Annotated in this window: 22 protein-coding genes; 10 read left to right on the plus strand and 12 right to left on the minus strand. The window is 70.7% G+C overall.

All coding sequences use genetic code 11. From position 1 onward, the window contains the following. Positions 1–25: 25 nt before the first annotated feature. From ETP66_RS03725 to ETP66_RS03735, 3 genes are all read right to left on the minus strand, one after another. On the minus strand, positions 26–1,561 hold the full coding sequence (locus ETP66_RS03725) for an IS200/IS605 family element transposase accessory protein TnpB (protein ID WP_130840838.1): 1,536 nt from the start codon (positions 1,559–1,561) through the stop codon (positions 26–28). A 178-nt stretch (positions 1,562–1,739) separates the two neighbouring features. Continuing rightward, on the minus strand, positions 1,740–2,822 hold the full coding sequence (alr, locus tag ETP66_RS03730; protein ID WP_201738462.1) for an alanine racemase: 1,083 nt from the start codon (positions 2,820–2,822) through the stop codon (positions 1,740–1,742). A gap of 138 nt (positions 2,823–2,960) precedes the next feature. Then, positions 2,961–5,075 (minus strand): primosomal protein N' family DNA-binding protein, encoded by a 2,115-nt coding sequence (locus ETP66_RS03735; RefSeq protein ID WP_201738463.1) that lies wholly within the window; start codon positions 5,073–5,075, stop codon positions 2,961–2,963. 21 nt (positions 5,076–5,096) lie between these two features. Here ETP66_RS03735 and ETP66_RS03740 point away from each other — a divergent pair, with 21 nt between their 5' ends. The 5 genes from ETP66_RS03740 (at position 5,097) to ETP66_RS03760 (ending at position 10,889) form a co-directional block, all read left to right on the plus strand. Continuing rightward, the gene (locus tag ETP66_RS03740) at positions 5,097–6,146 is read left to right on the plus strand and encodes an MFS transporter (RefSeq protein WP_130840739.1); all 1,050 of its coding nucleotides are present in this window, start codon (positions 5,097–5,099) and stop codon (positions 6,144–6,146) included. A gap of 18 nt (positions 6,147–6,164) precedes the next feature. Continuing rightward, positions 6,165–6,824, plus strand: a complete 660-nt coding sequence (locus tag ETP66_RS03745; protein ID WP_130840741.1) for a DUF5639 domain-containing protein — start codon at positions 6,165–6,167, stop codon at positions 6,822–6,824. A gap of 180 nt (positions 6,825–7,004) precedes the next feature. After that, positions 7,005–8,060: a phenylalanine--tRNA ligase subunit alpha gene (gene pheS, locus ETP66_RS03750; RefSeq protein WP_130840743.1), complete on the plus strand. Its 1,056-nt coding sequence runs from the start codon at positions 7,005–7,007 to the stop codon at positions 8,058–8,060. After that, positions 8,057–10,405, plus strand: a complete 2,349-nt coding sequence (gene pheT / locus ETP66_RS03755; protein WP_130840745.1) for a phenylalanine--tRNA ligase subunit beta — start codon at positions 8,057–8,059, stop codon at positions 10,403–10,405. The genes pheS and pheT overlap by 4 nt, the downstream gene beginning before the upstream one ends. Before the next feature lie 19 nt (positions 10,406–10,424). After that, positions 10,425–10,889 (plus strand): hypothetical protein, encoded by a 465-nt coding sequence (locus ETP66_RS03760; RefSeq protein WP_130840747.1) that lies wholly within the window; start codon positions 10,425–10,427, stop codon positions 10,887–10,889. Here ETP66_RS03760 and pfkA read toward each other — a convergent pair. The 5 genes from pfkA to ETP66_RS03785 form a co-directional block, all read right to left on the minus strand. Further along, complete coding sequence (gene pfkA, locus ETP66_RS03765; RefSeq protein WP_130840749.1) at positions 10,866–11,834, minus strand: 6-phosphofructokinase; 969 nt, start codon at positions 11,832–11,834, stop codon at positions 10,866–10,868. The genes ETP66_RS03760 and pfkA overlap by 24 nt on opposite strands. After that, positions 11,831–12,619, minus strand: coding sequence for a 16S rRNA (cytidine(1402)-2'-O)-methyltransferase (rsmI, locus tag ETP66_RS03770; RefSeq protein WP_130840751.1), 789 nt, complete (start codon positions 12,617–12,619; stop codon positions 11,831–11,833). Before rsmI ends, pfkA begins: the two co-directional genes overlap by 4 nt. A gap of 1 nt (position 12,620) precedes the next feature. After that, entirely contained in the window at positions 12,621–12,878 is a 258-nt protein-coding gene (locus ETP66_RS12125; protein ID WP_236630087.1) for a hypothetical protein, read from the minus strand. 367 nt (positions 12,879–13,245) lie between these two features. Next, positions 13,246–13,773, minus strand: a complete 528-nt coding sequence (locus tag ETP66_RS03780) for an inorganic diphosphatase (protein ID WP_130840753.1) — start codon at positions 13,771–13,773, stop codon at positions 13,246–13,248. A gap of 10 nt (positions 13,774–13,783) precedes the next feature. Then, the gene (locus ETP66_RS03785) at positions 13,784–14,422 is read right to left on the minus strand and encodes a glycerophosphodiester phosphodiesterase (RefSeq protein ID WP_130840754.1); all 639 of its coding nucleotides are present in this window, start codon (positions 14,420–14,422) and stop codon (positions 13,784–13,786) included. A 22-nt stretch (positions 14,423–14,444) separates the two neighbouring features. Here ETP66_RS03785 and ETP66_RS03790 point away from each other — a divergent pair, with 22 nt between their 5' ends. From ETP66_RS03790 to ETP66_RS03800, 3 genes are read left to right on the plus strand one after another with little or no spacing between them, the layout of a single operon-like run. After that, on the plus strand, positions 14,445–15,107 hold the full coding sequence (locus ETP66_RS03790) for a YcxB family protein (protein ID WP_130840756.1): 663 nt from the start codon (positions 14,445–14,447) through the stop codon (positions 15,105–15,107). Next, the gene (locus ETP66_RS03795) at positions 15,080–15,388 is read left to right on the plus strand and encodes a ComEA family DNA-binding protein (protein ID WP_201738464.1); all 309 of its coding nucleotides are present in this window, start codon (positions 15,080–15,082) and stop codon (positions 15,386–15,388) included. Before ETP66_RS03790 ends, ETP66_RS03795 begins: the two co-directional genes overlap by 28 nt. A 1-nt stretch (position 15,389) precedes the next feature. Further along, complete coding sequence (locus ETP66_RS03800; protein ID WP_130840758.1) at positions 15,390–17,447, plus strand: DNA internalization-related competence protein ComEC/Rec2; 2,058 nt, start codon at positions 15,390–15,392, stop codon at positions 17,445–17,447. On the opposite strand, the gene ETP66_RS03805 is transcribed toward ETP66_RS03800, so the two are convergent. From ETP66_RS03805 to mnmG, 4 genes are read right to left on the minus strand one after another with little or no spacing between them, the layout of a single operon-like run. After that, complete coding sequence (locus ETP66_RS03805) at positions 17,435–18,247, minus strand: ParB/RepB/Spo0J family partition protein (protein ID WP_130840760.1); 813 nt, start codon at positions 18,245–18,247, stop codon at positions 17,435–17,437. The two genes, ETP66_RS03800 and ETP66_RS03805, sit on opposite strands and share 13 nt — an antisense overlap. Then, a complete protein-coding gene (gene soj, locus ETP66_RS03810; RefSeq protein WP_130840762.1) occupies positions 18,231–18,980 on the minus strand; it encodes a chromosome-partitioning ATPase Soj in 750 nt (249 codons plus the stop codon). Before soj ends, ETP66_RS03805 begins: the two co-directional genes overlap by 17 nt. Beyond that, entirely contained in the window at positions 18,974–19,708 is a 735-nt protein-coding gene (gene rsmG / locus ETP66_RS03815; RefSeq protein ID WP_130840764.1) for a 16S rRNA (guanine(527)-N(7))-methyltransferase RsmG, read from the minus strand. The genes soj and rsmG overlap by 7 nt, the downstream gene beginning before the upstream one ends. 21 nt (positions 19,709–19,729) lie before the next feature. Beyond that, positions 19,730–21,532: a tRNA uridine-5-carboxymethylaminomethyl(34) synthesis enzyme MnmG gene (gene mnmG / locus ETP66_RS03820; RefSeq protein ID WP_269089298.1), complete on the minus strand. Its 1,803-nt coding sequence runs from the start codon at positions 21,530–21,532 to the stop codon at positions 19,730–19,732. Positions 21,533–21,585: 53 nt separating this feature from the next. Here mnmG and dnaA point away from each other — a divergent pair, with 53 nt between their 5' ends. Beyond that, positions 21,586–22,899, plus strand: coding sequence for a chromosomal replication initiator protein DnaA (dnaA, locus tag ETP66_RS03825; RefSeq protein WP_130840768.1), 1,314 nt, complete (start codon positions 21,586–21,588; stop codon positions 22,897–22,899). A 298-nt stretch (positions 22,900–23,197) separates the two neighbouring features. Beyond that, positions 23,198–24,319 carry a DNA polymerase III subunit beta gene (gene dnaN / locus ETP66_RS03830; RefSeq protein ID WP_130840770.1) on the plus strand — a complete coding sequence of 374 codons (1,122 nt, stop codon included), beginning with the start codon at positions 23,198–23,200 and terminating at the stop codon, positions 24,317–24,319. The last annotated feature ends 4 nt before the right edge of the window (positions 24,320–24,323 follow it).

The following is a 24,323-nucleotide window of genomic DNA, read 5'->3' on the forward strand; positions in this document are numbered from 1 at the left end:
GGTCTAGTCTAGGACCTGGTCAACTCTAGCCACCACTACCCACCTCCACATGAGGAGGTCCCGTGATGGCCGACCCCCCACCAGGATGAGGGTCTAAGCCTCCCCTCCACCCCTCCCACGATCCATGCAGGATGGGCTTCAGGACCGAGAGGTCCCTCGGTACCCTACGCCCAAGAAGGGGAAGGAGGGTGCCTACCCGCAGGGCTCGCCAGGGATTGCCGCCCCAGGGGTTCCTTCCCCCGGTGGACCCTTCGGGGCTCCCAGGCTCGCCCTGCGGGCTTTGCAGGGTCGCGAGAGCTTTCCTCGCTTGGTAAAGCTCCCGCCCAAGTCTTCTCTTCAGGTAAGGGTTCCTCTCCTGACGGCGCTTCGTCCTCAGCTCGGCAATCCTCCCCTCGTAGAAGCGCCGGGTGTGTTCGTGGAAGGAAGGGTCCTGGAGGAGGGCCCTGAGGTGTCTGGGGACTTCTTCCCGGTAGCCCAAAGCCCGTCTCCCAATCACGTAGGCCGCAGCGATGTCCTTGGAAAGGGCAAGGAGAGGAGCGTACTTCAGCATGCCAATGGTGGAGGTGTCCTGGGGGTTCACCTCCAGGGACTGGATGTCCCTCCTCCAGGCCAGGGTATGGACCTTCCTCAGCAGGGAGCGGTAGGCGAAGCGGTGGGCGTTGCGGCGGAAGGTTTTGCCCAGACCATCCCCTCTCCTTCCCTTGGGAAGATGCTTCAGCCTCTCCGTGGCCAGGGCTACCCCCTCCTCCCAGGCCAGGGAAACGATCCGGTGGGCTATTTGCCAAAGGAGAAGTTCCTTGGCCCCCTTGTTGGGGGCCTGGTCTACCCCCTCCAGGGAGAGGGTGAGGTAGCGCCTCAGGCTTCCATCCGGGTTCACGATGGCCAGGGCCAGCCCGTAGGGGTCGGCGTTCACGTCCAGGGCCAGGACCCCGCTTTGGGCGTTGACCACCAGGGGAGGAAGCCTCTCCTCCCAGGTGAAGAGGGCATACACCTTCCCTTCCCTCAAGGCGAGTTCCACGTTGTAGGGCTCTTCGGTGTAAACCCGGGAGAGGAGTTCGTGAAGGCGGGGGTGGGAGGTCCGCACCAGGGCCCAGGCAGGGCGGTGCACCAGGTTGATCCGGAGCCACAAAGCTCCATCCCGCACCAGAAGGCGCAGGTTGAGGTTGCCGCCCTTGCTCCGGTCCCCACGGGCGTAGAGGGTCCCCTTGCGCTTTTCCCGCCACTCCCGTTTGCGGCGTTCGTAAAGGGGCAGGTTGCTCTTCTTGAGCCGGGAGAGTTGCCGGAAAAGCTTCCTGCCCCCGAAGACTACCTTGCGGGGGTTTTCTCCGAGCTCCTTCTGGGAGGTGAGGAGGGCCTGGGCCTTCAGGAGGGCGTCGTCCGCGTAGCGGGTGTTGAGGCCGAAGAGGGTGCAGAGGGGGCCGTCTTCCTTTTTCAGATCCTCCCGCTTTTCTCCCTCCAGGAGCCTGTTGTAGGCGAAGCGGAGGGCGGCGGAGAACCTTCGCATGAGGTCCAGGGTGGCCACGTGGTCCCCGTGGTCAGGAAAAACGAGGAGGGCTTCCAGGCCGACGAAGAACTGGGGTCCTTTGCCCTTGCCTTTACGTTTCTTTCCCTTCGCGTCTGGACCTCCTGGGGAACATTCTACGGGTCCAGGCCTTTTGCTCCGTGCGAAGGGAGGTTGTAGGGAATGGCGGGATTTGGGAGCGGGGTTTGGTGTGGGATGGGGAAAGGGGGGCTGAGGGTCAACTGTTCGCAACCTCCCGCACCTCCTCGCCGTAGCGGTAGACCCGGGGGAGCCTCCGGGAGAGGTGCACCACCACCTCGTAGGGGATGGTGCCCCGGGCTTCGGCCCAGGCCAGGAGGCCCGTGGGGCCGAAGTCCGGGGAGAGAACCTCGAAGACCGCCTCCAGGGGAAGCGGCCCCGGGAGGAGGACCGTGGTCTGGTCCATGGAGATGCGGCCCGCCAGGGGGAGGAGTTCCCCCCCTGGCCCCCGCACGTGGCGCACCGCCCCCCGGGGAAGCCCGTCGGCGTAGCCCACGGGCAGGGTGGCGAGCCACTCCCCCCCCCGGGCCACGTACTCCCCCCCGTAGCCCACCCGGTCCCCGGGCCGCAAGCGCTTCACCAGGGTGGGCCGGGCGAGGAGGCGCAGGATGGGCCTCAGCCCAAAGCCAGGGACGAGGCCGTAGAGGGCCAGGCCCACCCGGACGTTTTCCCCCCCGTGGAGGAGGAGGCCGTAGGAGTTCTCCAGGTGGTAAAAGTAGCCCTCCCCTAAAGCCTCCCGCACCCTTTGGAAACGGCGCCTTTGCACCTCCACGAAGGCGGCGTCCTCCCCCGCGGTGGCCAGGTGGGTGTAGACCCCTTCCACCCGCACCCCCAGGGCCTCCACCGCCCGGAGGGCCTCCCCCGCCTCCTCCCAGGGGAAACCCACCCGGCGCATCCCCGTATCTACCTTGAGGTGGGCGCGGGGGGTAAGGCCCAGGGCCCGGGCCCTTGCCGCCAGGGCCCTTGCCGCCTCGAGGGTGGAGAGGCTTGGCACCAGGTTCCAGCGCAGGGCCTCCTCGGCCTCCAGGGGGTGGAGGCTTCCCAGAAGGAGCACCTCCCCCTCCACCCCGCCCCGCCTTAAGGTTCTCCCCTCCCCCACCGCAGCCACCGCCACCCGCCTGGCCCCCCTTTGGCAGAGGAAGCGGGCCAGGGGCAGGGCCCCGTGCCCGTAGGCGTCCGCCTTCAGCACGGGGATCACCTCCCCCCGGGCCCGGGCGCGGAGGAGGGCGAGGTTGGCCTCCAAGGCCAGCAGGTCCACCTCCACCCAGGCGCGGGCCTCCACGGGGGGTATGCTACCCCACCCCCTGGAGGAACGCCGCACCCCCAAGGGGAAGGGCGCCCGCCCGCGGCCCCCATGCCCGCTTCCCAGGGGCCCCCGCCGCGACCCAGCCGGGGGAGGTGCCCCCCGGGCAGGGCGGCGTCAGTCCTCCAGAAGCCCCACGAAGCGGTGGGGGTCGGGGTCCAGCCGGAACCTGCGGCGGTCCAGGCGGGAAAGGAGCTCCGCCAGGCGCTCCGTGCTGCCCTTGAGGAGGAGGTGGAAGACGTGCTGCCCCTTCACCCGGGGGATGGGGGCGGGGGCAGGGCCCAGCACCTCCTCCTCCCCCGCCACCCCCTTCAGGGCCTCCCGCAGGGCGAAGGCGGCCTCGAGGGCCCGCTCCTCCAGGCGGTGGGCCACCTCCAGCTTCACCATGCGCACCCGGGGCGGGTAGGCCAGGGCCTCCCGGAGGGCCTTTTCCGCCCAGGGGAAGGCCTCCACGCTTCCCTCCAAAAGGGCCAGGTGGGCGGGGTGGTCGGGGGTGTAGGTCTGGAGGGCCAGGAGGGGCCTGCGGCCGGGCCGGAGCTCCGTGAGGGCCCAGAGCAGGCGGTGGTAGCGCTCTGCCGCCCGGAAGTCCGCCTCGTAGAGGAAGCCGTCGGCGTAGGGCAGGAGGACCAGGGCCAGCTCGGGCAGGGTGGGCCCGCGAAGCAGGGCGGTGGTGCCCACCACCACCCCGGGCTTCCCGGCGAGCAGGGGGCCCAGGTCGTCCTTCTCCTCCTTGGTGTAGCGGTAGACGGGTAGGGCAAGCCGCCTTTTCAACTCTTCCTGAATCCACTCCAAACCCGGCCCCCTGGGCTCCAGGAGGGTGGAGCCGCACCTTGGGCACAGGGGCGGGGGGGGTTCCCGGTGGCCGCACTGGTGGCAGAGGAGGGCCTTCGCCTCCTTGTGGTAGCGCAAGGGGAGGGCGCAGTCGGGGCAGTTGGGCCGGTAGCCGCAGTCGGCGCAGAGGAGGAGGGCGCTGTACCCCAGGCGGGGGGAGAGGACCACCGCCTGGCGGCCCTTCTCCTCCACCTGCTTCAGGAGGGCCAGGGCCCGCCCGGTGAGGGGGTGGCCCCTTTCCCGCCTGAGGTCGACGAGGAGGAGCCGGGGCCTGGGCACGGGAAAGGTGAGGCCGGGCCGCTCCAATACCTCCACCGCGGGCACCAGGGAGAGGTAGGTGAGGGGCACGCCGAGGAGCCGGGCCCGCATCTCCGCCAGCGGGGGCACGAAGGCCCGGCTTCCCGAGGGAAGCTTGTAGCTCTCGCTCCCCTCCTCCACCACCACCAGGGAGCGCGGGGTGAAGGGGAGGAGGAGCCCCCCGTAGGTGGCGAAGACCAGGCCCCTGGGGGCCCGGAAGAGGGCTTCCCGCTCCTTGGGGGGAAGCCCCCCGTGGTAGGGCCTGGCCCGGGGGAAGTGGCGCAGGAAGCGCTCCAGGAGGCTCACCTCGGGAAAGAGGACCAGGTGGTCCCCCTCCGCCACCAGGCCCGCCAGGAGGCGGACCCTCTCCAGAAACCTTCCCCCGTTCAGGCGCTCCGGGCGCTCGGGGAGGGGGAGGGGTTCCACGGGCTCTCCCGGAGGCGGAGAGGCCAGGGGTTCCCCGTAGCCGACATACCCCTCCTCGAGGAGCCGCCTCACCCGCCCCACCCCCACCCCCGCGGCCCGGGCCAGGGCCGCCTGGCTTTCCGCCTGGCCCATGGACCGCAAGGCCTGCAGGACCCGGTCCAGGGTGGGGTCAGGGTGGGCCTCCTTGAGGGGGAGGAGAACCCGCCGCCCCTCCTTGAAGGCCACCTCCTCCTCCAAGACCCCCGCCTCCCGCAAGGGGTCCAAGAGCCTGGGGTCAAACCCCCTGGCCTCCTGCCAGGCGGTGAGGGCCTCCAGACCCTTGGGGAGCACCTTCGGATCGGCCCCGGGGTAAAGCCGCACCCGGTGGCGGAGCTCGGGAGAGGGCGGGAGGAAGTCCGCCAGCACCTGGCCCAGGGGGGCGAAGAGGTAGCGGCTGGCCTCCTCCAGGAAGAGGACCTCCTCCGGGCGCAGGTAAGGGGCCCCGTCCAGGTAGGCCAAGGCGTGGCGCAGGGCGTGGGAGGGCCTGCCCCCCTCCCCCACCACCACCCCCACCCGCACCTCCCCCCGCCAGGGGACGGCCACCCTGCGGCCCAGGGCCTCCTGCCCCTCCCCTCCCAGGGGGGGCAGGTAGCTCATGGGGGGAAGGGGCAGGGGCAGGGCCACCTGGAGCACCCGCATGGTAGCCCTAGGATAAGGGGGATGCGCCTGGCGGTGGTCCTCTCTGGGGTGGCCCTCTACAGCGCCCTCTACGCCGTGGTCCCCCTGCTGCCCCTCCTGGAAGCCCTCTTCCTGGCGCCCCCCGGGGCGGCGGGGCCGGGGATGGGGCTTCCCCTCCTCCTCCTGGTCCTCCTCTCCCCCCTGGTGCCCAAGCTTTCCCTCCCCGCCGGGCTCCTTCTGGGCGGGGGGCTTGTGCTGGTGGGCCTTGGGGGGGTCCTGGGGGCCTCGAGCCCGAGCCTTTTCCTCTGGACCCTGGCCCGGCTCCTCCAGGGGGTGGGGGCCGCCCTGGTGCCCGCCCTGGCCATCGCCCTCATCCCCGCCCTCTACCCCGGCAGGGCCCTGGAGATGGCCGGGGTCTACATGGCGGGAAACGTCCTGGGTGGGGGCCTGGGCCGGGTGCTGGCGGGGCTTCTGGCGGAGGGGGTGGGGGTCCGGGGGGCGCTTTGCCTCCTCTCCCTCCCCGCCCTCCTCCTGGGCCTTTTCCTCTTCCGGGCCCCCAGGGGGCTTCCCCCTCTGGGCCCGCCCCGGTACGACCTCACCGCCCTCCCCCTCTACGGGGTGGGGGCCATCCTCCTTTTCCTGAACCTCTTCCTGGCCAACCTCCTCCCCTACCGCCTCCTGGAGCTGGGCTTCCGCCCGGGGGAGGTGGGCCTGGTCTACCTGGCCTACCTCTTCGGCATCCCGGGAAGCGCCCTCTCCGGGGCCCTGGCCCGCCGCCTTGGGGCGGTGGCCACCTTCCGCCTGGCCTTCGCCCTCGTCCTCCTGGGCCTTGGGCTCCTCCTCCTCCCGCCCCCCTTTCTGGTCCTGGGCTTCGCCCTGATGATGGCCGCCCTCTTCACCGCCCAGAGCCTGGCCTCGGGGGCAGCGGGAAGGCGGGGCAGCGGGGTGAGCGGGGCCTATGTGGCGGCCTTCTACCTGGGGGGCACCCTGGCGGGGCTCCTCTACCCCTTCTTCCTCCAAGGCTTCCCCCTGGCGGTGGGGGTGGGGATGGGGCTGGCCCTCTTGGCCCTGCTCCTGGCCCCGGTGCGGTGAGGGGTTTAGGATAACCCCGTGGAGCTCCACGCCGCCGACCAGTACCTGGTGGCCCCCGGAAGGGCCGGGCTTCTGGAGGTGCACGAGAGGCTTCAGGGCACCGGGCTTTACCCTCCCTTTCCCCCGGTGGAGCTCCCGGGCGGCGTGGGGGGGCTCGTGGCCCGGGGGGGCTTTGCCCAGACCTTTTTCTTCCCCGCGGAGGTCCTGGGCCTCACCTTCCGGACCCCCAGGGGCCGGGTGGTGCGGGCCGGGGGCGTGGTGGTGAAAAACGTCCAGGGGTACGACCTGGTGCGGCCCTTCGTGGGCAGCTTCGGGCTTCTGGGAGAAGCTCTGGAGGTGGTGTTCCGCCTGCGGCCCGGCCGGGCCTCCGCCTTCCTCAGAAGGCCTTTTTCCGGCGAGTTCCCCGCCCTCTCCCCCGCCCCCCGTTTCCTCTTCGCCCTGGAAGAGGGGGGCACCTGGTGGCTTTACGCCTTTCACCTCGGCCCCGAGCGGGAGGTGGCCCGCTTCCGGGAGGCCTTCGGCGGCATGGAGGCGCAGCCTCTGGACCTCCGTCCCCGCTTCCCCCGGGGGATGGGGGTGGGGGAAGGCCCCTTGCGGGACCTGCGCTTCCCCTGGCAGGACGGGGGGAAGGCGCCGGAGGCCCCGGGGCTTTTCCGCAGGCTGGCCGAGGTCCTCTGAGCACCCCGTCGCAGCCTGTGCGGGCCTGGAAGCCCCCAGGAAGCCTCCCTGGCGGAGGGTGAAGGCCAAAGGTCCGGCGAAGAGGGGATGAACGCCCCGCAGCAGGCCGCAAGGTGGACCCCGTCAGCCCCACGGGCGGACCCCTTGGCCCTGAGGGGCTTCCGGGATATCCTCTAGGGGATGCGGGAGCTGGAAGAAGCCTTGGCCGCCATCCGGGAAGCCCCGGACCTCGAGGCCCTGCGTAGCCTCAAGGCCCGCTACCTGGGCAAGAGGGGCCTCCTCACCGAGGCCATGAAGGCCCTGGCCCGCCTCCCCCTGGAGGAGAGGCGAACGCGGGGCCAGGCCCTGAACGCCCTCAAGGAGGCCCTGGAAGAGGCCCTGGAGAGGCGGGAGCAGGAGCTTGCGGAAGAAGCCCTGAAGAAGGCCCTGGAAGGGGAGCGCCGGGACGTGTCCCTGCCGGGGGTGCGCCTCTTCCCCGGGGGGCTCCACCCCATCACCCTCATGGAGCGGGAACTGGTGGGGATCTTCCGCGCCCTGGGCTACCAGGCGGTGGAGGGCCCCGAGGTGGAGGGCGAGTTCTTCAACTTCGACGCCCTGAACATCCCCGAGCACCACCCGGCCCGGGACATGTGGGACACCTTCTGGCTGGAAGGGGAACACCTCCTGGAGGGCCCCCTGGGGGAGGAGGTCCGGGGTCGGCTACTCCTCCGCACCCACACCTCCCCCATGCAGGTACGCTACATGGTGGCCCACACCCCCCCCTTCCGCATCGTGGTGCCGGGGCGGGTCTTCCGCTTCGAGCAGACGGACGCCACCCACGAGGCGGTCTTCCACCAGCTGGAGGGCCTGGTGGTGGGGGAGGGGATCACCATGGCCCACCTGAAGGGGGCCATCTACGAGCTGGCCCAGGCCCTTTACGGCCCCCACTCCCGGGTGCGCTTCCAGCCCGTCTACTTCCCCTTCGTGGAGCCGGGGGCCCAGTTCGCCATCTTTTGGCCCGAGGGAGGGAAGTGGCTGGAGCTCGGGGGGGCGGGGATGGTCCACCCCCAGGTCTTCCAGGCGGTGGACGAATACCGAAAAGCCCTGGGCCTTCCCCCCGCATACCAGGGGGTCACGGGCTTCGCCTTTGGGCTTGGAATCGAACGCCTGGCCATGCTCCGCTACAACATCCCCGACATCCGCTACTTCTTCGGGGGAAGGCTTAAGTTCCTGGAGCAGTTCCGGGGGATTCTATGAGGGTACCTTTTACTTGGCTAAAAAGCTATGTGCCCGAGTTGGAAAGCCCCGAGGTTTTGGAGGAGCGGCTCGCCAGCCTCGGCTTTGAAACCGACCGCATGGAAAGGGTCTTCCAGATACCCGGCGGCGTGGTCTTCGCCCGGGTCCTCGAGGCCCACCCCATCCCCGGCACCGGCCTCAAGCGCCTGGTCCTGGATGCGGGGAAGGTGGTGGAGGTGGTCTCGGGGGCCCCGAACGCCCGCCCCGGGGTGGGGGTGGCCTTAGCCCTTCCCGGCACCGAGGTCAACGGCCTTCGGATCGGGGAAAGGACCATCCAGGGGGTGGTCTCCCACGGCATGGCCCTATCGCCCAAGGAACTCGGGGTGGGGGAATACGGCGGTGGGCTTCTGGAGCTCCCCCCTGATGCCCTTCCTCCCGGCACCCCTCTGGCCGAGGCTTGGCCGGAAGAGGAGGTGCTGGACATAGAGGTCACCCCCAACCGCCCGGATGCCCTGGGGATCCTGGGTTTGGCCTTTGACCTCCACGCTTTGGGCTACAGCCTGGTCCTGCCCGAGGTACGGCTGGAAACGGAGAAGGTACCCCTACCCTTTGGCCTCAGGGTGGAGGACCCTCACGGGGCCCCTCACTTCACCCTTTCCTACGCCTTTGGCCTCCAGGTGGGGCCGAGCCCCCTTTGGCTCCAACGCATCCTTTTCGCCTGCGGGATGAGGCCCATAAGCAACGTGGTGGACATCACCAACTACGTGATGCTGGAACGGGCCCAGCCCATGCACGCCTTTGACCTCCGCTTTGTGGGGGAGGGCATCCGGGTGCGGAGGGCCAGGCCCGGGGAAAGGCTCCGCACCCTGGACGGGGTGGAGCGGGAACTCCATCCCGAGGACCTCCTCATCGCCGGCTACCGGGGGGAGGCGAGCTTCCCTTTGGGCCTCGCCGGGGTCATGGGCGGGGCGGAGAGCGAGGTGCGGGAGGACACCCGGGCCATCGCTCTGGAGGTGGCCCGGTTCGACCCCGTGGCCATCCGCAAGACCGCAAGGCGGCACGCCTTGCGCACCGAGGCCAGCTACCGCTTCGAACGGGGAGTGGACCCCCTGGGCCAGGTGCCCGCGGCCCAGCGGGCCCTGGCCCTCCTCCAGGAGCTCGCCGGGGCGAAGGTGGCGGAGGGCCTCCTGGAGGCGGGGAGCCCCGAGGCCCCAGACCCCATCCCCTTCCGCCCGGACCACGCCAACCGCCTCCTGGGGACCCAGTACCCGGAAGGGGAGCAGCTCGCCATCCTGGAACGCCTCGGCTGCCGGGTGGAGGGAAGGGGCCCCTACCGGGTCACCCCCCCGAGCCGCCGCCTGGACCTCAGGCTGGAGGAGGACCTGGTGGAGGAAATCGCACGGGTCCAGGGCTACGACACCATCCCCCTGGCCCTGCCCGCCTTCTTCCCCGCCCCCGACAACCGGGGGGTGGAAGGGCCCTACCAGAAGGAGCGCCGCCTGCGGGAGGTTCTGGCGGGCCTGGGCTTCCAGGAGGTCTACACCTACAGCTTCATGGACCCCAAGGAGGCCCCCCTCTTCCGCCTCCCCCTGCCCCCCCTGCGCCTGCAAAACCCCCTGAGCCCGGACCGGACCGCCCTCAGGACCCACCTCTTCCCAGGCCTCCTTAAGGTCCTGAGGGAGAACCTGGCCCTGGACCGCCCCGAGCGGGCCCTCCTCTTCGAGGTGGGCCGGGTCTACGGGGTAGCGGAGGGGAGGGTGGTGGAGAAAAGCCACCTGGCGGGCCTCCTCCACGGGGAGGGGGTGGGGCTTCCCCACGGGGAAAAGCTCTCCGGCTTCCCCCTACTCAAAGGCCTCCTGGAAACCCTCATGGAGCGGCTCGGCCTGGAGCTAAGGGTGGAGGCCCACCCTTTCCCCTTCCTCCACCCCGGGGTCTCGGGGCGGGTGCGGGTAGAGGAAGAGGAGCGGGGCTTTTTGGGCCAGCTCCACCCCGAGGTGCAGCGGGCCCTGGAGCTTCCCCCGGTGTGGCTCTTTGAGCTTACGCTTCCTCTCCCAGAACCGGCCTTCCGCTTCCAAGACCCCTCCCGCTACCCCCTGGCCCTCCGGGACCTGGCGGTGGTGGTCCCCGAGGGGGTACCCTACGGGGAGGTGGCGGCGGTGCTCCGCCAGGCGGCGGGGCCCTACCTGGAGGGTATGGCCCTCTTTGACCTTTACCAGGGCCCTCCCCTGAAGGAGGGGCAGAAGAGCCTGGCCTTCCACCTGCGCTTCCGCCACCCCGAACGCACCCTCAAGGACGAAGAGGTGGAGGAGGCAGTGACGGCCATCCTGCGGGCCCTCAGGGCGCGGGGCTGGGACATCCGGGCCTAGGAGCCCGTAAACTGAGCCCATGCTGACCTGGGTGGACCTCCTGGCCCTCTTCAGCCTGGCCCTGGGGCTCGCCCTGGGGTACCGCGGGGGGCTCCTCTGGGCCTTCGCCGGGGGCGGGGTGCTGGTCTACGTGGCCCTGGCCCAGCTGGGCCTCGGGGGGCCCGGTTGGGCTTTGGGGCTCGGCCTCCTCCTGGGGATCCTGGCCAAGAGCCTGCCCCTGCCTCCTCTGCCCCGGGGCCTCGAGGGCCTCCTGGGCAGCCTGGGGGGTCTCCTCCTCGGCCTCTTCCTGGCCCTGGCCCTCTGGACGGGCTACCCCTGGGAGAGGACGGCAGCGGGAAGCCTGCGCTACCCCTCGGTAAACCTCCCTACCCCGGTCTACCAGGGGGTCAGCCAGAGCCCTTTCGCCCGGGAGGCCTTCCGCCTGGCCTGGCAGACCCCCTGGCTCCGGAAAGCCCTCGCCCTAGAGGGCCAGGACCCGCGATAGGCCGAGAAGGACCCGGTTGATGTCCTTTTTGCGTTCCACCGCCTCCTTGAGGGGCGTGAAGGCCACCTCTCCCTCCACCTCCCCCACCATGACCCCGCCCGTGCTCCTGGCCAGGGCCTCCACCGCCGCCGCCCCCAGGCGGCTCGCCAGGATGCGGTCCTTGGCCGTGGGGCTCCCTCCCCGCTGGATGTGCCCCAGGACCGTCACCCGGGCTTCCACCCGGACGTGCTCCTTTATGGCCGCCAAAAGCCCCGCCGCCCCCCCAGGGTAGGCCCCCTCGGCCACCACCACGATGGAGCTGGTCTTGCCCCGCCGCTGAGACTCCAGGAGACCCTCGGCGATGGCTTTGGGGTCCAGGGGCTCCTCGGGGACAGCGATGACCTCGGCCCCCCCGGCCAGGCCCACGTCCAAGGCAATGAAGCCCGAGTCCCGGCCCATGACCTCGATGAAGAAGACCCGCTCGTGGCTGGCAGCGGTGTCGCGGATGCGGTCGATGGCCTCCAGGGCCGTGTTCACCGCGGTGTCAAAGCCGATGGTGTAGTCGGTGCCGTAGAGGTCGTTGTCGATGGTGCCCGGCACCCCCACCACGGGCACCCCCTGCTCCTCCGTAAGGCGCATGGCCCCGCGGAAGGTGCCGTCCCCCCCGATGGCCACCAGCCCTCCGATCCCCGCGGCCTTGAGCCTGGCCGCCGCCTTGGCCCGTCCCTCCTCCGTGAGGAACTCCTGGCTCCGGGCGGTGAGGAGGATGGTCCCCCCCCGCTGCAGGATGTTGGCCACATCCCGCACCCCTAGGGGCACCATCTCCCCCAGGATCATGCCGGCGTAGCCTCGGCGGATGCCGATGACCTCTAGCCCCAAGGCGTGGGCCTGACGCACCACCGCCCTTATGGCCGCGTTCATGCCCGGCGCGTCGCCGCCGCTGGTGAAGACTCCTATGCGCTTCATTCCTCCTCCAAAGCGAGCCGGTAGGCCTCGTTCCGGGGCACCCCTCGCGCCACCAGGGCCCGGAAGAGGGCCTTGCCGGCAAGGCCCTGGGCCCTGAGCCCGGCCAGGAGCCCCTCCACCTCCGGGGGCGGGGCCTCCTTGGGCCCGAGGACCAGCACGAACTCTCCCCGGGGCTCGGCAAAGCGCTCCCAAGCCTCCTTGAGGCTTCCCCGGAAGACCTCCTCGTGCACCTTGCTGATCTCCCGGGCCACGGCCACGGGGTGGGCGGGGCCGTAGACCCCTATGAGGTCCTCCAGGGTCTTGCGCAGGCGGTGGGGGCTTTCGTAGAGCACCGCGGTCCTCCCTTCCCGGGCCAGGGCCAGGAGGCGCCTCTGCCGTTCCCCCCCGGCCTTGGGCAAAAAGCCCTCAAAGGTGAAGCGGTGGGTAGGCAGGCCCGAGGCCACCAGGGCGGGGATGAGGGCGGTGGGACCAGGAAGCGCTTCCACCCGCCAGCCCCATTCTAAGGCCAGGCGCACCAGCTCTGCCCCCGGGTCGGAGATCCCCGGGGTGCCGGCGTCGGTGGCGTAGGCCACGTAGGCGTAAGGGGAGAGGAGCTCCCGGGCCTGCCCCACCGTGTGCCCGTCCAGGCGCAGGGTGGGGGTGGGGATGCCGTAGTGGCGGAGGAGAAAGCCTGTACGCCGCGTGTCCTCGCAGGCCACCACCTCCGCCTCCCTGAGGGTCCGGAGGGCCCTCAGGGTGATGTCCTCCAGGTTGCCGATGGGGGTGGGCACCAGGACCAGGCGCACGTCAGAGGAGGGGCCGGAGAAGCTCCCGCACCTCGCGGAAGGGGAACTCGTAGACCGAGCCCGAGGGCAGGGTAAACTCCAAAAGGTCCCGCGCTCCGGGGAAGAAAATGCGCCTCAGGACCATGGGGCCCTGGTCGGTCTCCACGTGCACGGTCACGTAGTCGGGTTCCTGGTTGGGCTCATCCTCCGCCTCCTTGGGGGGCTCCTCCCCTACCCCCTCCTCCAGGCGGCGCAGGGCCTCCAGCAACTCCACCCGCAAGGCCCGCACCTCTTCCCCCAGGGCGCCCTCGGAAAAGGCTAAGGCNCAACTCCACCCGCAAGGCCCGCACCTCTTCCCCCAGGGCGCCCTCGGAAAAGGCTAAGGCCACCTCTTCCCCCGCCGCGTAGGCGGCAATCCCCCAAAGGGGCTCTTCCTCCCCCTCCTCCGGGCCTTGCAAAAGCTCCCATGTGCCATCGGAAAGGAACCGAAGCGTGGCCCCGCAGGCCTCGCAGTCCAGGAGATCCCCCCCTTTGTGCCCCTCTGGCTCCAAGACTTCCCCGCACACCGGGCAGACCATAGGGCCTCCTTTAGGCCATTGTAAAGCGAAGGAGGGCCTGGCCCAAGGCCAGGCCCTAGGGCAGGGCCTTCAGGCCCCGTAGCGGGCGATGCAGGCCCGAACCTCCTCCAAGGCCGCCTGCCGGTCCCGCCAGCCCGTGACCCTCACCCACTTGCCCTTCCTGGCCTCGAGGGCCTTGTAGGTTTCGAAGAAGTGCTGGATCTCCTGCCTTACCCCCTCGGGCACGTCGGCGATGTCCTGGATGTGGTCCAGGCGCTGGTCCTCGGCCACCACCCCGATGACCTTGGCGTCCCCCCCCTTCTCGTCCTCCATGAGGAGCAGGCCCACCACCCGCACCTCCACCACCACCCCGGGCATGAGGGGGTAGGTGGAGAGGACGATGCCGTCCAGGGGGTCCCCGTCCTCGGCTAGGGTGGAGGGGATGAAGCCGTAGTCCCCGGGGTAGAACTGGGCTCCCGGGAGCACCCGGTCCAGCCTGACGGCCCCGAGCTCCGGGTCGTACTCGTACTTGTTGCCGGAGCCCTTGGGCACCTCGATGACCATGTGGACCACCTCGGGGGCCTTCTTACCCACGGGGAGGCTCTTCAGATTCGCCATAGCCCCCCCATTATAGGGGAGGGGCCAGAACCTCGGGGAGGTCGCCGACGAGGGCGTCCACCCCCCAAGCGGCCAGGGCCTGGGCCTGGGGGCGCTCGTTCACCGTCCAGGCCAGGACCCGGTAGCGCCCCTTCAGGGCGCGGACCCGCTCCTCGGTGAGCAGGGAAGCCTCCGGGTGCATCCAGGCCACCCCCAGGCAGGGGGCCAGGGCCTCGGCCTCGGGCTTCCCGTAGAGAAAGCCCAGGGGTCCCACCCCGAGCTGCGCAAGCCGCAGAAGGGCCAGGGGGTCAAAGGAGCTCACCCACACCCGCCCCGAGGGGAAGCGGGCGAGAAGGCGGGCCAGGGCCTCCTCCCGGCCGTCGGTTTCTGGGGGAAGGCTCTTGAGTTCCACGTTGATCCAGGCCTCGGGGAAGGAGGAGAGCACCTCCTCCAGGGTGGGGACGAAGGCGGGAAGCTCCCGCCGGCGCAAGCCCTGGATGGGCACCCCCTCCAGGAGGAAGTCGTGGTGGACCACCAAAACCCCGTCCCGGGTGAGGTGCACGTCCAGCTCAAACCCGTCCAGGCCAGCCTCGAGGGCCTTCCTGAAGGACTCCAGGGTGTTCTCCCGCGCCAAGCGAGGGGCGCCGCGGTGGCCTAAGCGCAGGGGCACGGGGCAAGTATACAATGGGGCCATGGGCAAGTATGAAGCGGCGTTTTCCCGGCTGGGGGAAAAGGCTTTGGGCCAGTTGGAGGGCCCCGGGGGCTTCCTCGCCGTGACGGAAACCCACCTGGTCTTCGTGGACGAGAACGGGGTCCAGCGTCTGGAGCTGGCCCGCATCCGCCGGGTGGGCCGGGGGGAGGCGGGCACCCTGGCGGTCCAGGGGGACGAGGCCTCCCTAAGCATCCCCTTGCGGGCCTTCCCCCTGGAGGAGCTCAAGACCTTCCTGGAAGGGCTCAAGCCCCACGTGGCCCGGGCCCGCAAGGCCACCGCCGCTCCCCCTCCTGTTCCCAGGCCTAGCCCCGCTCCAGCAGAGCCTCCTCCCCTCCCTGAGCCGCCACCCCCGGCGCAGGAGGCCCGCACCGCCCCCCTCTGGGAGGAGGAACCCCCCCCCAGGCGGGCCTCGGTGGAGCTGGCCCCCGAGCCCGAGGCCTCCCCTCCGCCCGCCCCCAAGGCCCAGGGAGGGCGGCACCCTTTGGCCCTGCTCCTCAAGGCCCTCGCCCTCCTCACCCTGGCCTACACCGTGGCCTTCGTGGCCCTGAACCCCGGGGCCGACCCTTGGGTTCTGGCCGGGGTGGGCCTGGGCGGGCTGGGTTTGGCCTTGACGCAGTGGTCCTTGGCTACCTCCTCGCGGTAGCCCTCTTGGGCCTCCTGGCCCTCTGGCCGAAGGTGGCCCCCGGGCCCCTGCCCGTACGGGTGGAGGTCATGGCAGAAGCCTCCTTCGAACCCCCACCCCCGGAGCCCGTCAGCCTGAACGGGGCGAGCCTGGAGGAGCTGCAAAGCCTTCCGGGGATCGGTCCCGTCCTGGCCCAGAGGATCGTGGAGGGGAGGCCCTACGAACGGGTGGAGGACCTCCTCCGGGTGCAGGGCATCGGCCCCGCCACCCTGGAGCGGCTAAGGCCCTACCTGCGCCCCTAGGATGGACCCCTCCCGGCGCGCCCCCCTGCTGACGGCCCCCGGGGTGGGCCTGGGGCTCGGGGGGCTTCTCGGGGCCTGGGGCCTCCTTTCCCCCTGGATCCTCCTCGCCGCCCTGCCCCTCCTCCCCCTTTTCCGCTGGCCCCTGGGCCTGGGACTGGCCCTGGTCCTCCTGCGGGGCCTCCTTTGGCCCGTTCCCGAACCCCCTTACGGCCTCCGGCTGGAGGGGGTCTTCCAGGTGCGGGGAGGCTTCACGGCCTGGGAGGACCACCGGCTCTGGGTGCGCCACTACCCGCCCCTGGAGGACGGCCTCTACCACCTCCGGGGGTACCTGGCCCCGCCGGAAGGAAGGCGGAACCCCGGGGGGTTTGACCAGAGGGCCTGGCTCCTGGCCCAGGGGGTGGAGGGGGTGTTTCACGTGGAACGGGCCGAGGCCCAGGCCCCCCTCCCCGACCCCCGGGCCCCCTTCCGGGAGCGCCTGGTCCGGGGGCTTTCCCCCCCAAGCCAGGGGGTGGTGCGGGGGCTGACCCTGGGGGAAAAGGACGGCCTGGGAGAGACCTACGCCCAGTTCCAGAGGGCGGGCCTGGCCCACCTCCTGGCCCTCTCCGGCCTCCACGTGGGCTTCCTGGTGGGCAGCCTGGTCCTCCTGCTCTGGCCCCTGGGGCGGTGGCGCTACCTCCTGGCCCTCCTGGTCCTGCCCCTCTACCTCTGGCTGGCCGGCCCCAGCCCCTCCCTGGTGCGGGCCAGCCTGATGGCGGGCCTCTCCCTCCTGGGCCTCTTCCTGGGGCTGGGGGCCGCAGGGGTGCTCCAGGCCTTGGGCCTGGCCCTGTTCCTCCAGCTCCTTCACCGCCCCGAGGCCCTTCTGAGCCTGGCCTTCCAGCTCTCCCACCTGGCGGTCCTGGGAATCGCCCTGGTCCTCTCCCCTCTGCCCCGGCCCCCGGGACCCTGGGGCTACCTCCTAGGGGGCCTCCTGGCCACGGTGGCGGCCCAGGCCTTCCTGGCCCCCCTCCTCCTCCACCGCTTCGGCTTCCTGCCCCTTCTCTCGCCCCTCAGCAACCTCCTGGCTCTGCCCACGGTGGCCCTGATGGTGCCCCTGGGCTTCCTCAAGCTCCTCCTGGGGGGGGTCCTGGCCCCCCTGGTAGAACCCTTGGCCCAGGCCCTCCTCCTCCTGGCCCGGGCCGCGGCCCAAGGCCCCCTCCTCCGCTTTGGGGAGATCACCCCGGTGGGCTTCGCCCTCTACTACCTGGGCCTCCTGCCCCTGCTCCTGGCCCTTCACCGCCTCTGGACCTGGCGGAAGGCCCTGGTCCTCGCCAGCCTCCCCGCCCTAGCGGGCCTCCTCAGCGCCTGGCCCAAACCCCTGGACCTCTGGGCCCTGGACGTGGGCCAGGGGGACGCCCTTCTGGCCCGGATGGGCGGGGGGTCGGTGCTGGTGGACGGGGGGCGGCCCGAGCAGGGAGAAAGGCTCCTCCAGGCCCTGCGGGCCCTGGGGGTGCAGGCGCTAGAGGTGCTGGTGGCCACCCACCCCGATGCCGACCACTACGGGGGCCTCCTGCGGGTGGCGGAGGAGGTGCCCGTGGGCCTTGCCCTCCTCTCCCCGGCCTTTCCCCGGGACCACCCCCTGGTGGGGGCCCTGGAGGAGCGGGGGGTACCCCTCCTCTTCCCGGGGGCGGGCACCCGCCTGGGGGTGGGGAGGGGCAGCCTGGAGGTCCTCTGGCCGCCCTATCTGAGGGGGGACAAGGACGAGGACGGGCTCGTGCTCCTCCTGGACTTCGGCCGGGCCAGGGCCCTCCTCCTGGCGGACGTGCCCCAGGAGGTGGAGCGCCGCCTGGCCGTGGAGGAGGTGGCCGTCCTCAAGGTGAGCCACCACGGCTCGCGCACGGGAACCGCCGAGGTCCTCCTGGAGCGGACCCGGCCGCGGGTGGCCCTCATCGGCGTGGGGCGGGGCAACCCCTACGGCCAACCCCACCCCGAGGTCCTGGAGCGCCTGGCTGCCCGGGGAGCCAAGGTCTACCGCACCGACCGCCACGGGGCGGTGCGGGTCTCCTTCGGCTACGCCTGGTAGCCCAGCCGCCGGAGCAGGGCCTCCAGCTCCTCCAGGGAGCGGAAGTGGATGACCACCTTCCCCCGCCTTCCCCCCACCACCCGCACGGGCAGGCCCAGGTGCCGGGAAAGCTCCAAGGACAAGGGGGAGGGGTCACGGACCCCTCCGACCCGCCCCCGGGCCAGGCGCTCCCGCAGGGCCTCCGCCTGGCGCACGGAAAGCCCCTTGGCCAGGATCTCCCTCAGGCCCCAAACCCGGTCCTCCGGCTCCAGCATCAGGAGGGCCCGGGCGTGGCCGGCGCTAATCCAGCCCCCCTCCAGGGCCTCCAGGACCTCCTCCGGCAACTGCAAAAGCCTCAAAGCGTTGGCCACCGTGGAGCGGGCCTTGCCCACCCGCTTCGCCACCTCCTCCTGGGTGAGGCCCATCCCCAGAAGGGCCTGGTAGCCCCGGGCCTCCTCCACGGGGGAGAGGTCCTCCCGCTGCAGGTTCTCCACCAGGGCCAGCTCCAGAGCCTCCCGGTCCGTGAGGTCGCGAACCAGCACGGGCACCTCCGCGAGGCCCGCCAGCTGGGCCGCCCGGAAGCGCCTTTCCCCCGCCACCAGCTCGTACCCCTCGCCCCTGGGGCGCACCAGGAGGGGTTGAAGGAGGCCCTTCTCGCGGATGGAGGCGGCCAGCTCCTCCAGGCCCTCCTGGGGGAAGCGCCGCCGGGGCTGGAGGGAGCCGGGGCGGATGGCCGCCAGGGGCAGCCGAACCACCCCTCCCGGGGTCTTGGGCAGGAGGGCCTCGAGGCCCCTCCCCAGGCCGCTAGGCCTCTTGGACACGGGCGATCACCTCCTCGGCCAGGCGGCGGTAGGCGTGGGCTCCGGGGGAGGTGGGGGCGTGCTGGGCGATGGTCCGGCCGAAGCTGGGGGCCTCGGCCAGGCGCACGTTGCGGGGCACCACCGTCCAGAAGACCCTCTCCCCGAAATGGGCCCGGAGCTGGGCCTCCACCTGCTGGGAAAGCAGGGTGCGGCCATCGTACATGGTGACCAGGATGCCCAAAAGCCGGAGGCCGGGATTAAGACGCCCCCGCACCTCCTCCAGGGTGACCAGGAGGCCCGCCACCCCCTCCAGGGCGTAGTACTCCGCCTGTACCGGCACCACCACCCCCTGGGCCGCCGCCAGGGCGTTCAGGGTGAGGGGGGAGAGACTTGGGGGAGGGTCCAGGAGGGTGAAGTCGTAGGCCTCGTCCCGGAGGGTCTCCGCCAGGGCCAGGGGCGTTTCCGCCAGCTCCACCGTGGCCCCCACCAGCTCCGGGGTAGAGGGGAGAAGGTGGAAGCCGTCCACCGGGTGCACCAGCCCCTCCAGGGGCTCCCCCTGCAAGAGCTGGTACACCCCCCGCCCCGGGCGCAGGCCCAGGCCGCCCGTGGCGTTTCCCTGGGGGTCCAGGTCCACCAGGAGGACCCGCTTCCCCAGGCGGGCCAGGTAGGCAGCAAGGTTGATGGCGGTGGTGGTCTTTCCCACCCCCCCCTTCTGGTTGACCAGGGCGATCCGCCGCACCCTGGTCTCTAGCATAAGGGATGCTTCTCCGGAACCCCTGGACGCCGGGGATAGCGGGCCGGGCAGGGGCCCACCTTGGCCAGCAGCACCAGGTTGCGCTCCTCGCCGGTGAAGGGGAGGCGGAGGGAGTGCACCCCATCCAGCCGCCCCCCGAGCAGGTCCAGGGCCCGGGGCAAGGGGGCGGTCTCCTGCCAGACCCTGGGCCCCTTCTGGGCCACCAGGTACCCCCCCAGGGCCAGGAAGGGGAGACCCAGCTCGGCCAGCACGCAAAGGGAGGCCACCGCCCGGGCCACCACCCTCCCATACGCCTCGCGGTGTTCTGGGCGGTGGGCCAGCTCCTCCGCCCGGCCCCAAAGGGGATAGGCCCCCTTGAGCCCCAGGGCCGCCACCGCCTGGGCCACGAAGGCCACCTTCTTCCTCGTGGCGTCCAGAAGGACCACCTCCAGCTCGGGACGGACGATCTTCAGGGGCAGGCCCGGGAAGCCCGCCCCCGTACCCAGGTCCAGGATCCGCAAGGGACCCTCGAAGAGGGGCAGGGTGAGGAGGGAAAGGGAGTCCAGGAAGTGCTTGACCACCACCTCCTCTTCCCCCCGCAAGGCGGTGAGGTTCTGCTGGCGGCTGGCCTCCAAGAGGAGGCCGTAGAGGCGGGAGAAGGCGGGCAGGTGGGCCTCGAGGTCCAGGCCCAAGGCCTTCCCCCCCTCCAGGAGGAGCTCCTCCCCCTTAGGGCTCAGGGCCACGTCCATCCCCCTGTTTCACGGGAAACACTAGCCGAGCCTCCGCAGGTGCACCAGAAGGGCGGTGAGGTCGGAGTCGCGGATGCCCGGCACCCGAGCGGCCTCGGCCGCCGTGCGGGGCCTTAGGCGGGAGAGCTTCTCCACCGCCTCCCGGGAGAGGCCCGGGACCCCCGGGTAGTGCAGGTTTTCCGGAAGGCGGAAGGCCTCCAGGTCCCGCATCCTCTCCCGCAGCCGCTCCTGGCGCTCGATGTAGCCCGCGTACTTGGCCCGCACCTCCACCTGCTGGGCCTCCTCGGGCGAGAGGGGCTCCTGAGGGGAGAAGCGCTCCGCCAGGGCGGAGTAGGTGTTCCCGGGGCGCCGAAGCCACTGGAGGCCGCTCACCCCCTCCACCCGCAGGGCCTCCAGGCGCCTGAGCTCCTCCGCCACCCGCCGGTACTTGGCCTCCACCCGGCGGAGGTCCTCCCGGGGCCGCAGGCCCCAGGCCACCGCCAGGGGGGTGAGGCGCTCGTCGGCGTTGTCCGCCCGGCAGAGAAGGCGGAGCTCCACCCGGGAGGTCATCATGCGGTAGGGCTCGTCCGTGCCCCGGCCCACCAGGTCGCCCACCAAAACCCCGATGTAGCCGCTTTCCCGGGGCAGGTGGACCTCGGGAAGCCCCAGGGCGTGGCGGGCCGCGTTGAGCCCCGCCAGAAGCCCCTGGGCCGCCGCCTCCTCGTACCCCGAGGTGCCGTTCACCTGGCCGGCGCTGAAGAGCCCGGGAAGCCGCTTGGACTGCAGGCCCCGGCTGAGCTCCGTGGGGTCCAGACTGTCGTACTCCACCGCGTAGGCGTAGCGCTGGATCACCGCCCGCTCAAAGCCGGGGAGGCTTCGCACCATCTCCTCCTGGAGTTCTGGGGGAAGGCTTGAGGAAAACCCCTGCAGGTAGACCTCGCTGGTGGAAAGCCCATCGGGCTCCACGAAGAGCAGGTGGCTTTCCTTGTCGGCGAAGCGCACCACCTTGTCCTCGATGGAGGGGCAGTAGCGGGGCCCGATCCCCTCGATGTCCCCGGCGTAGAGGGGGGAGAGGTGCAGGTTCTCCCGGATCAACCGGTGGGTGCCCTCCGTGGTGCGGGTCTGCCAGGTGGGAAGCCGGGCGGCGTGGGGCCCGGGGTTTCCCGTGAAGCTCCCCGGGGGCACCTCGGGGGGCACCACCTCCAAGGCCCCGAAGTCCACCGAGTCCGCCCGGATGCGGGGCGGGGTGCCGGTCTTGAAGCGCCGCAGGGTGTGCCCCACCGCCTTTAGGCTTTGGGAGAGGAAGCGGGCCGGGGGCTCCCCCTGCCGGCCCGCGGGCCGGGAACGCCTTCCGTACCAGACCACCCCCCTGAGGAAGGTGCCCCCGGCCACCACCACCGCCCGGGCGCGGATCTCCCGGCCATCCACGGTGCGCACCCCAAGGAGCCTGCCCCCCTCCACCCACAGGGCAGCCACCTCGCCCCGCACCACCTCTATGGGCCTTTCCGCCAGGATCCCCCGGGCCTTCAGGGCGTAGAGGTCCCGGTCCACCTGCACCCTCAGGCTTTGCACCGCCGGGCCCTTGGAGCGGTTCAGGACCCGGGTGTGGATGGCCGCCTGGTCCGCGGCCCGGCCCATCAGCCCCCCCAGGGCCGCGAGCTCGGCCACCAGCTGGCTCTTCCCCGGACCCCCTACCGCGGGGTTACAGGGCATGGTACCCATGCGCTCAGGGTCCGCGGTGACCAGGGCCACCCGCACCCCGAGGGCGGCCGCGGCCCAGGCAGCCTCGAGGCCCGCATGCCCACCCCCCACCACCACCACGTCGCAACGCATCCCACCCCCCACTTTACCCGAGGCCTTGGCGTAGAATGTTCCCTCGGAACGCTAGGGGGGTAGCCTTGACCCACGAGGCCGTTTGGCAGCACATCCTGGAGCACATCCGCCGCAACATCACCGAGGTGGAGTTCCACACCTGGTTCGAGCGGATTCGCCCCCTGGGAGTCCAGGAGGGCGTACTGGAGCTCGCCGTGCCCACCTCCTTCGCCCTGGACTGGATCCGGCGGCACTACGCCGAGCTCATCCAGGAGGCCTTAGGGCTTCTGGGAGCCCAGGCCCCCCGCTTTGAGCTCAAGGTAGTGCCCAGCACCGCCGTCCAGGAGGACATCTTCCACGCCGCGCCGCCCCTCGATGCCCCCCAGCCCCGGCTCAACCCCAAGTACACCTTCGAAAACTTCGTGGTAGGCCCCAACAACTCCATGGCCCACGCGGCCGCCGTGGCCGTGGCCGAGTCCCCAGGACGGGCCTACAACCCCCTCTTCATCTACGGGGGGGTGGGTCTGGGCAAGACCCATCTCATGCACGCGGTGGGCCACTCCGTGGCCAAGCGGTTCCCCCACCTGAAGGTGGAGTACGTGTCCACGGAGACCTTCACCAACGAGCTCATCAACGCCATCCGCGAGGACCGCATGTCCGAGTTCCGGGAGCGCTACCGCTCCGTAGACCTCCTCCTCGTGGACGACATCCAGTTTATCGCGGGAAAGGAGCGCACCCAGGAGGAGTTCTTCCACACCTTCAACGCCCTCTACGAAGCCCACAAGCAGATCATCCTCTCCTCCGACCGCCCCCCCAAGGACATCCTGACCCTCGAGGCCCGCCTCAGGAGCCGTTTCGAGTGGGGCCTCATCACCGACATCCAGCCCCCCGACCTGGAAACCCGTATCGCCATCCTCAAGATGAACGCTGAGCAGCGGGGCCTTCGCATCGGTGAGGAGGTGCTGGAGTACATTGCCCGCCAGGTGACCTCCAACATCCGGGAGCTGGAGGGCGCCCTGATGCGCACCGTGGCCTATGCCTCCCTGAACGGAGTGGAGCTCAACCGGGTGGTGGCCGCCAAGGCCCTCTCCGAGATCTTTTCCCCCCGGGAGGTGGAGGTGGACCCCCAGGAGATCGTGCGCAAGGTGGCGGAGCACTTCGCCCTGCGGCCCGAGGACCTGGTGGGGGGCGGCCGGCGCAAGGAGGTGGTCCTGCCCCGGCAGGTGGCCATGTTCCTGGTGCGGGAGCTTACCCGCTCCTCCCTCCCGGAAATCGGCCAGCTTTTCGGCGGCCGCGACCACACCACGGTGCTCTACGCCATCCAGAAGGTCCAGGAGCTGGCCGAAAGCGATCGGGAGGTGCAAAGCCTCCTCCGGGCCCTCAAGGAGAGGCTGGTATGACCCCTGTGGATAACCTGTGGATAACCCTGTGGATAACTGGGGCCTCCCTGTGGATAACCCTGTGGACAACCTGTGGAAAACCCACCTTCCGGAGGACCCTGTGGATAACCCGCCGGTTGTCCACAGATTATCCACAGGCGGGGGCGGGTTATCCACAGGGGTTTTCCACAACCCCTTTGCCCTCTAGGACAGGATTTTCGCCCCCTTATCCACATATCCACAGGCCCTACTACTACGACGACGGTACTCTTTTAAAGAATTTAAAAGACTTAGTAGTAACCATAGGAGGAGAAGGAAAATGAATGTGTCCTTTCCCAAAAACTTGCTTGCGGAGTCCCTCGGCCTTTTGGAGAGGGTGATCCCTTCCCGCAGCTCCAGTCCCCTCCTGACCTATCTGGGAATGGCCCTTTCCCCAGAAGCCCTCACCCTTTTTGGCAGCAACGGGGAGGTGGACCTCGAGGTCCGCCTCCCCGCGGACACCCAGGGGGAGGGGCGCTTTCTGATACCGGCCCAGCCCTTCTTCCAGCTGGTGCGCAGCCTCCCAGGGGACCTGGTGGAGCTGGCCCTGGGTACGGAGCTGGAGCTGGCCTCGGGGTCTTTTCGTACCCGGCTGAGCCTGGCCTCCACGGAAGGTTACCCCGACCTCCTCTTTCCCGAGGCGGGCACACCCTCCGAGGACTACCCCCTGCAGACGGCTCTTCCCGCCGAGGAGCTTTCCCGGGCCCTGGCCCACGTGCGCTACGCCGCCAGCAACGAAGAGTATCGGGCCATCTTCCGGGGGGTGCAGCTGGAGTTTTCCCCCAGGGCCCTTCGCGCCGTGGCCTCTGACGGCTACCGGCTGGCCCTGTACGAGCTGCCAAGACCCCAGCCCTTTGCCCGGAAGGCGGTGGTTCCCGCCCGCAGCCTGGACGAGGTGGTGCGGGTGCTGCGGGGTACAGGTGAGGGGGAGGTGGTCTTGGCCCTGGGGCCGGGCACCTTGGGCCTGGCCCTGGGGCGGGAGGGTAAGGGACGGCTGCGCCTAGCGGTCAAGCTGATGGAAGGGGAGTTTCCCGACTACGAACGGGTTATTCCCAAGGAGTTCCCCTTGCAGGCCGTCTTGGAGGTGGAGCCTTTCCGCGAGGCCCTGCGCCGGGTGAGCGTTCTCGCCGACCGGCACAACCACCGGGTGGACCTCCTCTTCCAGGAGGGAAGGGCCCTCCTCTCCGCCGAGGGGGACTACGGCAAAGGGCAGGAGGAGGTCCCGGTGCGCCTGGAGGGCACCCCCCTGGCGGTGGCCTACAACGCCCGCTACCTCCTCGAGGCCCTGGGGCCCCTTGCGGGCCAGGCGGCCTTGCTCCTTTCGGGACCCACCAGCCCCAGCCTGGTGCGGCCCCTGGGGGAGGAAGGGTACCGGGCGGTGGTGGTGCCCCTCAGGGTGTAAGCTG

It is taken from the genome of Thermus thermamylovorans (assembly GCF_004307015.1).
Taxonomy (GTDB): domain Bacteria; phylum Deinococcota; class Deinococci; order Deinococcales; family Thermaceae; genus Thermus; species Thermus thermamylovorans.

What these genes read in the sequence shown, in the direction of transcription:
- ETP66_RS03760 (WP_130840747.1), top strand. Translation starts at nt 10,425, where the DNA reads ATGCTGACCTGGGTGGACCTCCTGGCCCTCTTCAGCCTGGCCCTGGGG.
- dnaN (WP_130840770.1), top strand. Translation starts at nt 23,198, where the DNA reads ATGAATGTGTCCTTTCCCAAAAACTTGCTTGCGGAGTCCCTCGGCCTT.
- pheT (WP_130840745.1), top strand. Translation starts at nt 8,057, where the DNA reads ATGAGGGTACCTTTTACTTGGCTAAAAAGCTATGTGCCCGAGTTGGAA.
- ETP66_RS03800 (WP_130840758.1), top strand. Translation starts at nt 15,390, where the DNA reads ATGGACCCCTCCCGGCGCGCCCCCCTGCTGACGGCCCCCGGGGTGGGC.
- ETP66_RS03790 (WP_130840756.1), top strand. Translation starts at nt 14,445, where the DNA reads ATGGGCAAGTATGAAGCGGCGTTTTCCCGGCTGGGGGAAAAGGCTTTG.
- rsmG (WP_130840764.1), bottom strand. Translation starts at nt 19,708, where the DNA reads ATGGACGTGGCCCTGAGCCCTAAGGGGGAGGAGCTCCTCCTGGAGGGG.
- ETP66_RS03740 (WP_130840739.1), top strand. Translation starts at nt 5,097, where the DNA reads ATGCGCCTGGCGGTGGTCCTCTCTGGGGTGGCCCTCTACAGCGCCCTC.
- soj (WP_130840762.1), bottom strand. Translation starts at nt 18,980, where the DNA reads ATGCTAGAGACCAGGGTGCGGCGGATCGCCCTGGTCAACCAGAAGGGG.
- pheS (WP_130840743.1), top strand. Translation starts at nt 7,005, where the DNA reads ATGCGGGAGCTGGAAGAAGCCTTGGCCGCCATCCGGGAAGCCCCGGAC.
- ETP66_RS03780 (WP_130840753.1), bottom strand. Translation starts at nt 13,773, where the DNA reads ATGGCGAATCTGAAGAGCCTCCCCGTGGGTAAGAAGGCCCCCGAGGTG.
- pfkA (WP_130840749.1), bottom strand. Translation starts at nt 11,834, where the DNA reads ATGAAGCGCATAGGAGTCTTCACCAGCGGCGGCGACGCGCCGGGCATG.
- ETP66_RS03735 (WP_201738463.1), bottom strand. Translation starts at nt 5,075, where the DNA reads ATGCGGGTGCTCCAGGTGGCCCTGCCCCTGCCCCTTCCCCCCATGAGC.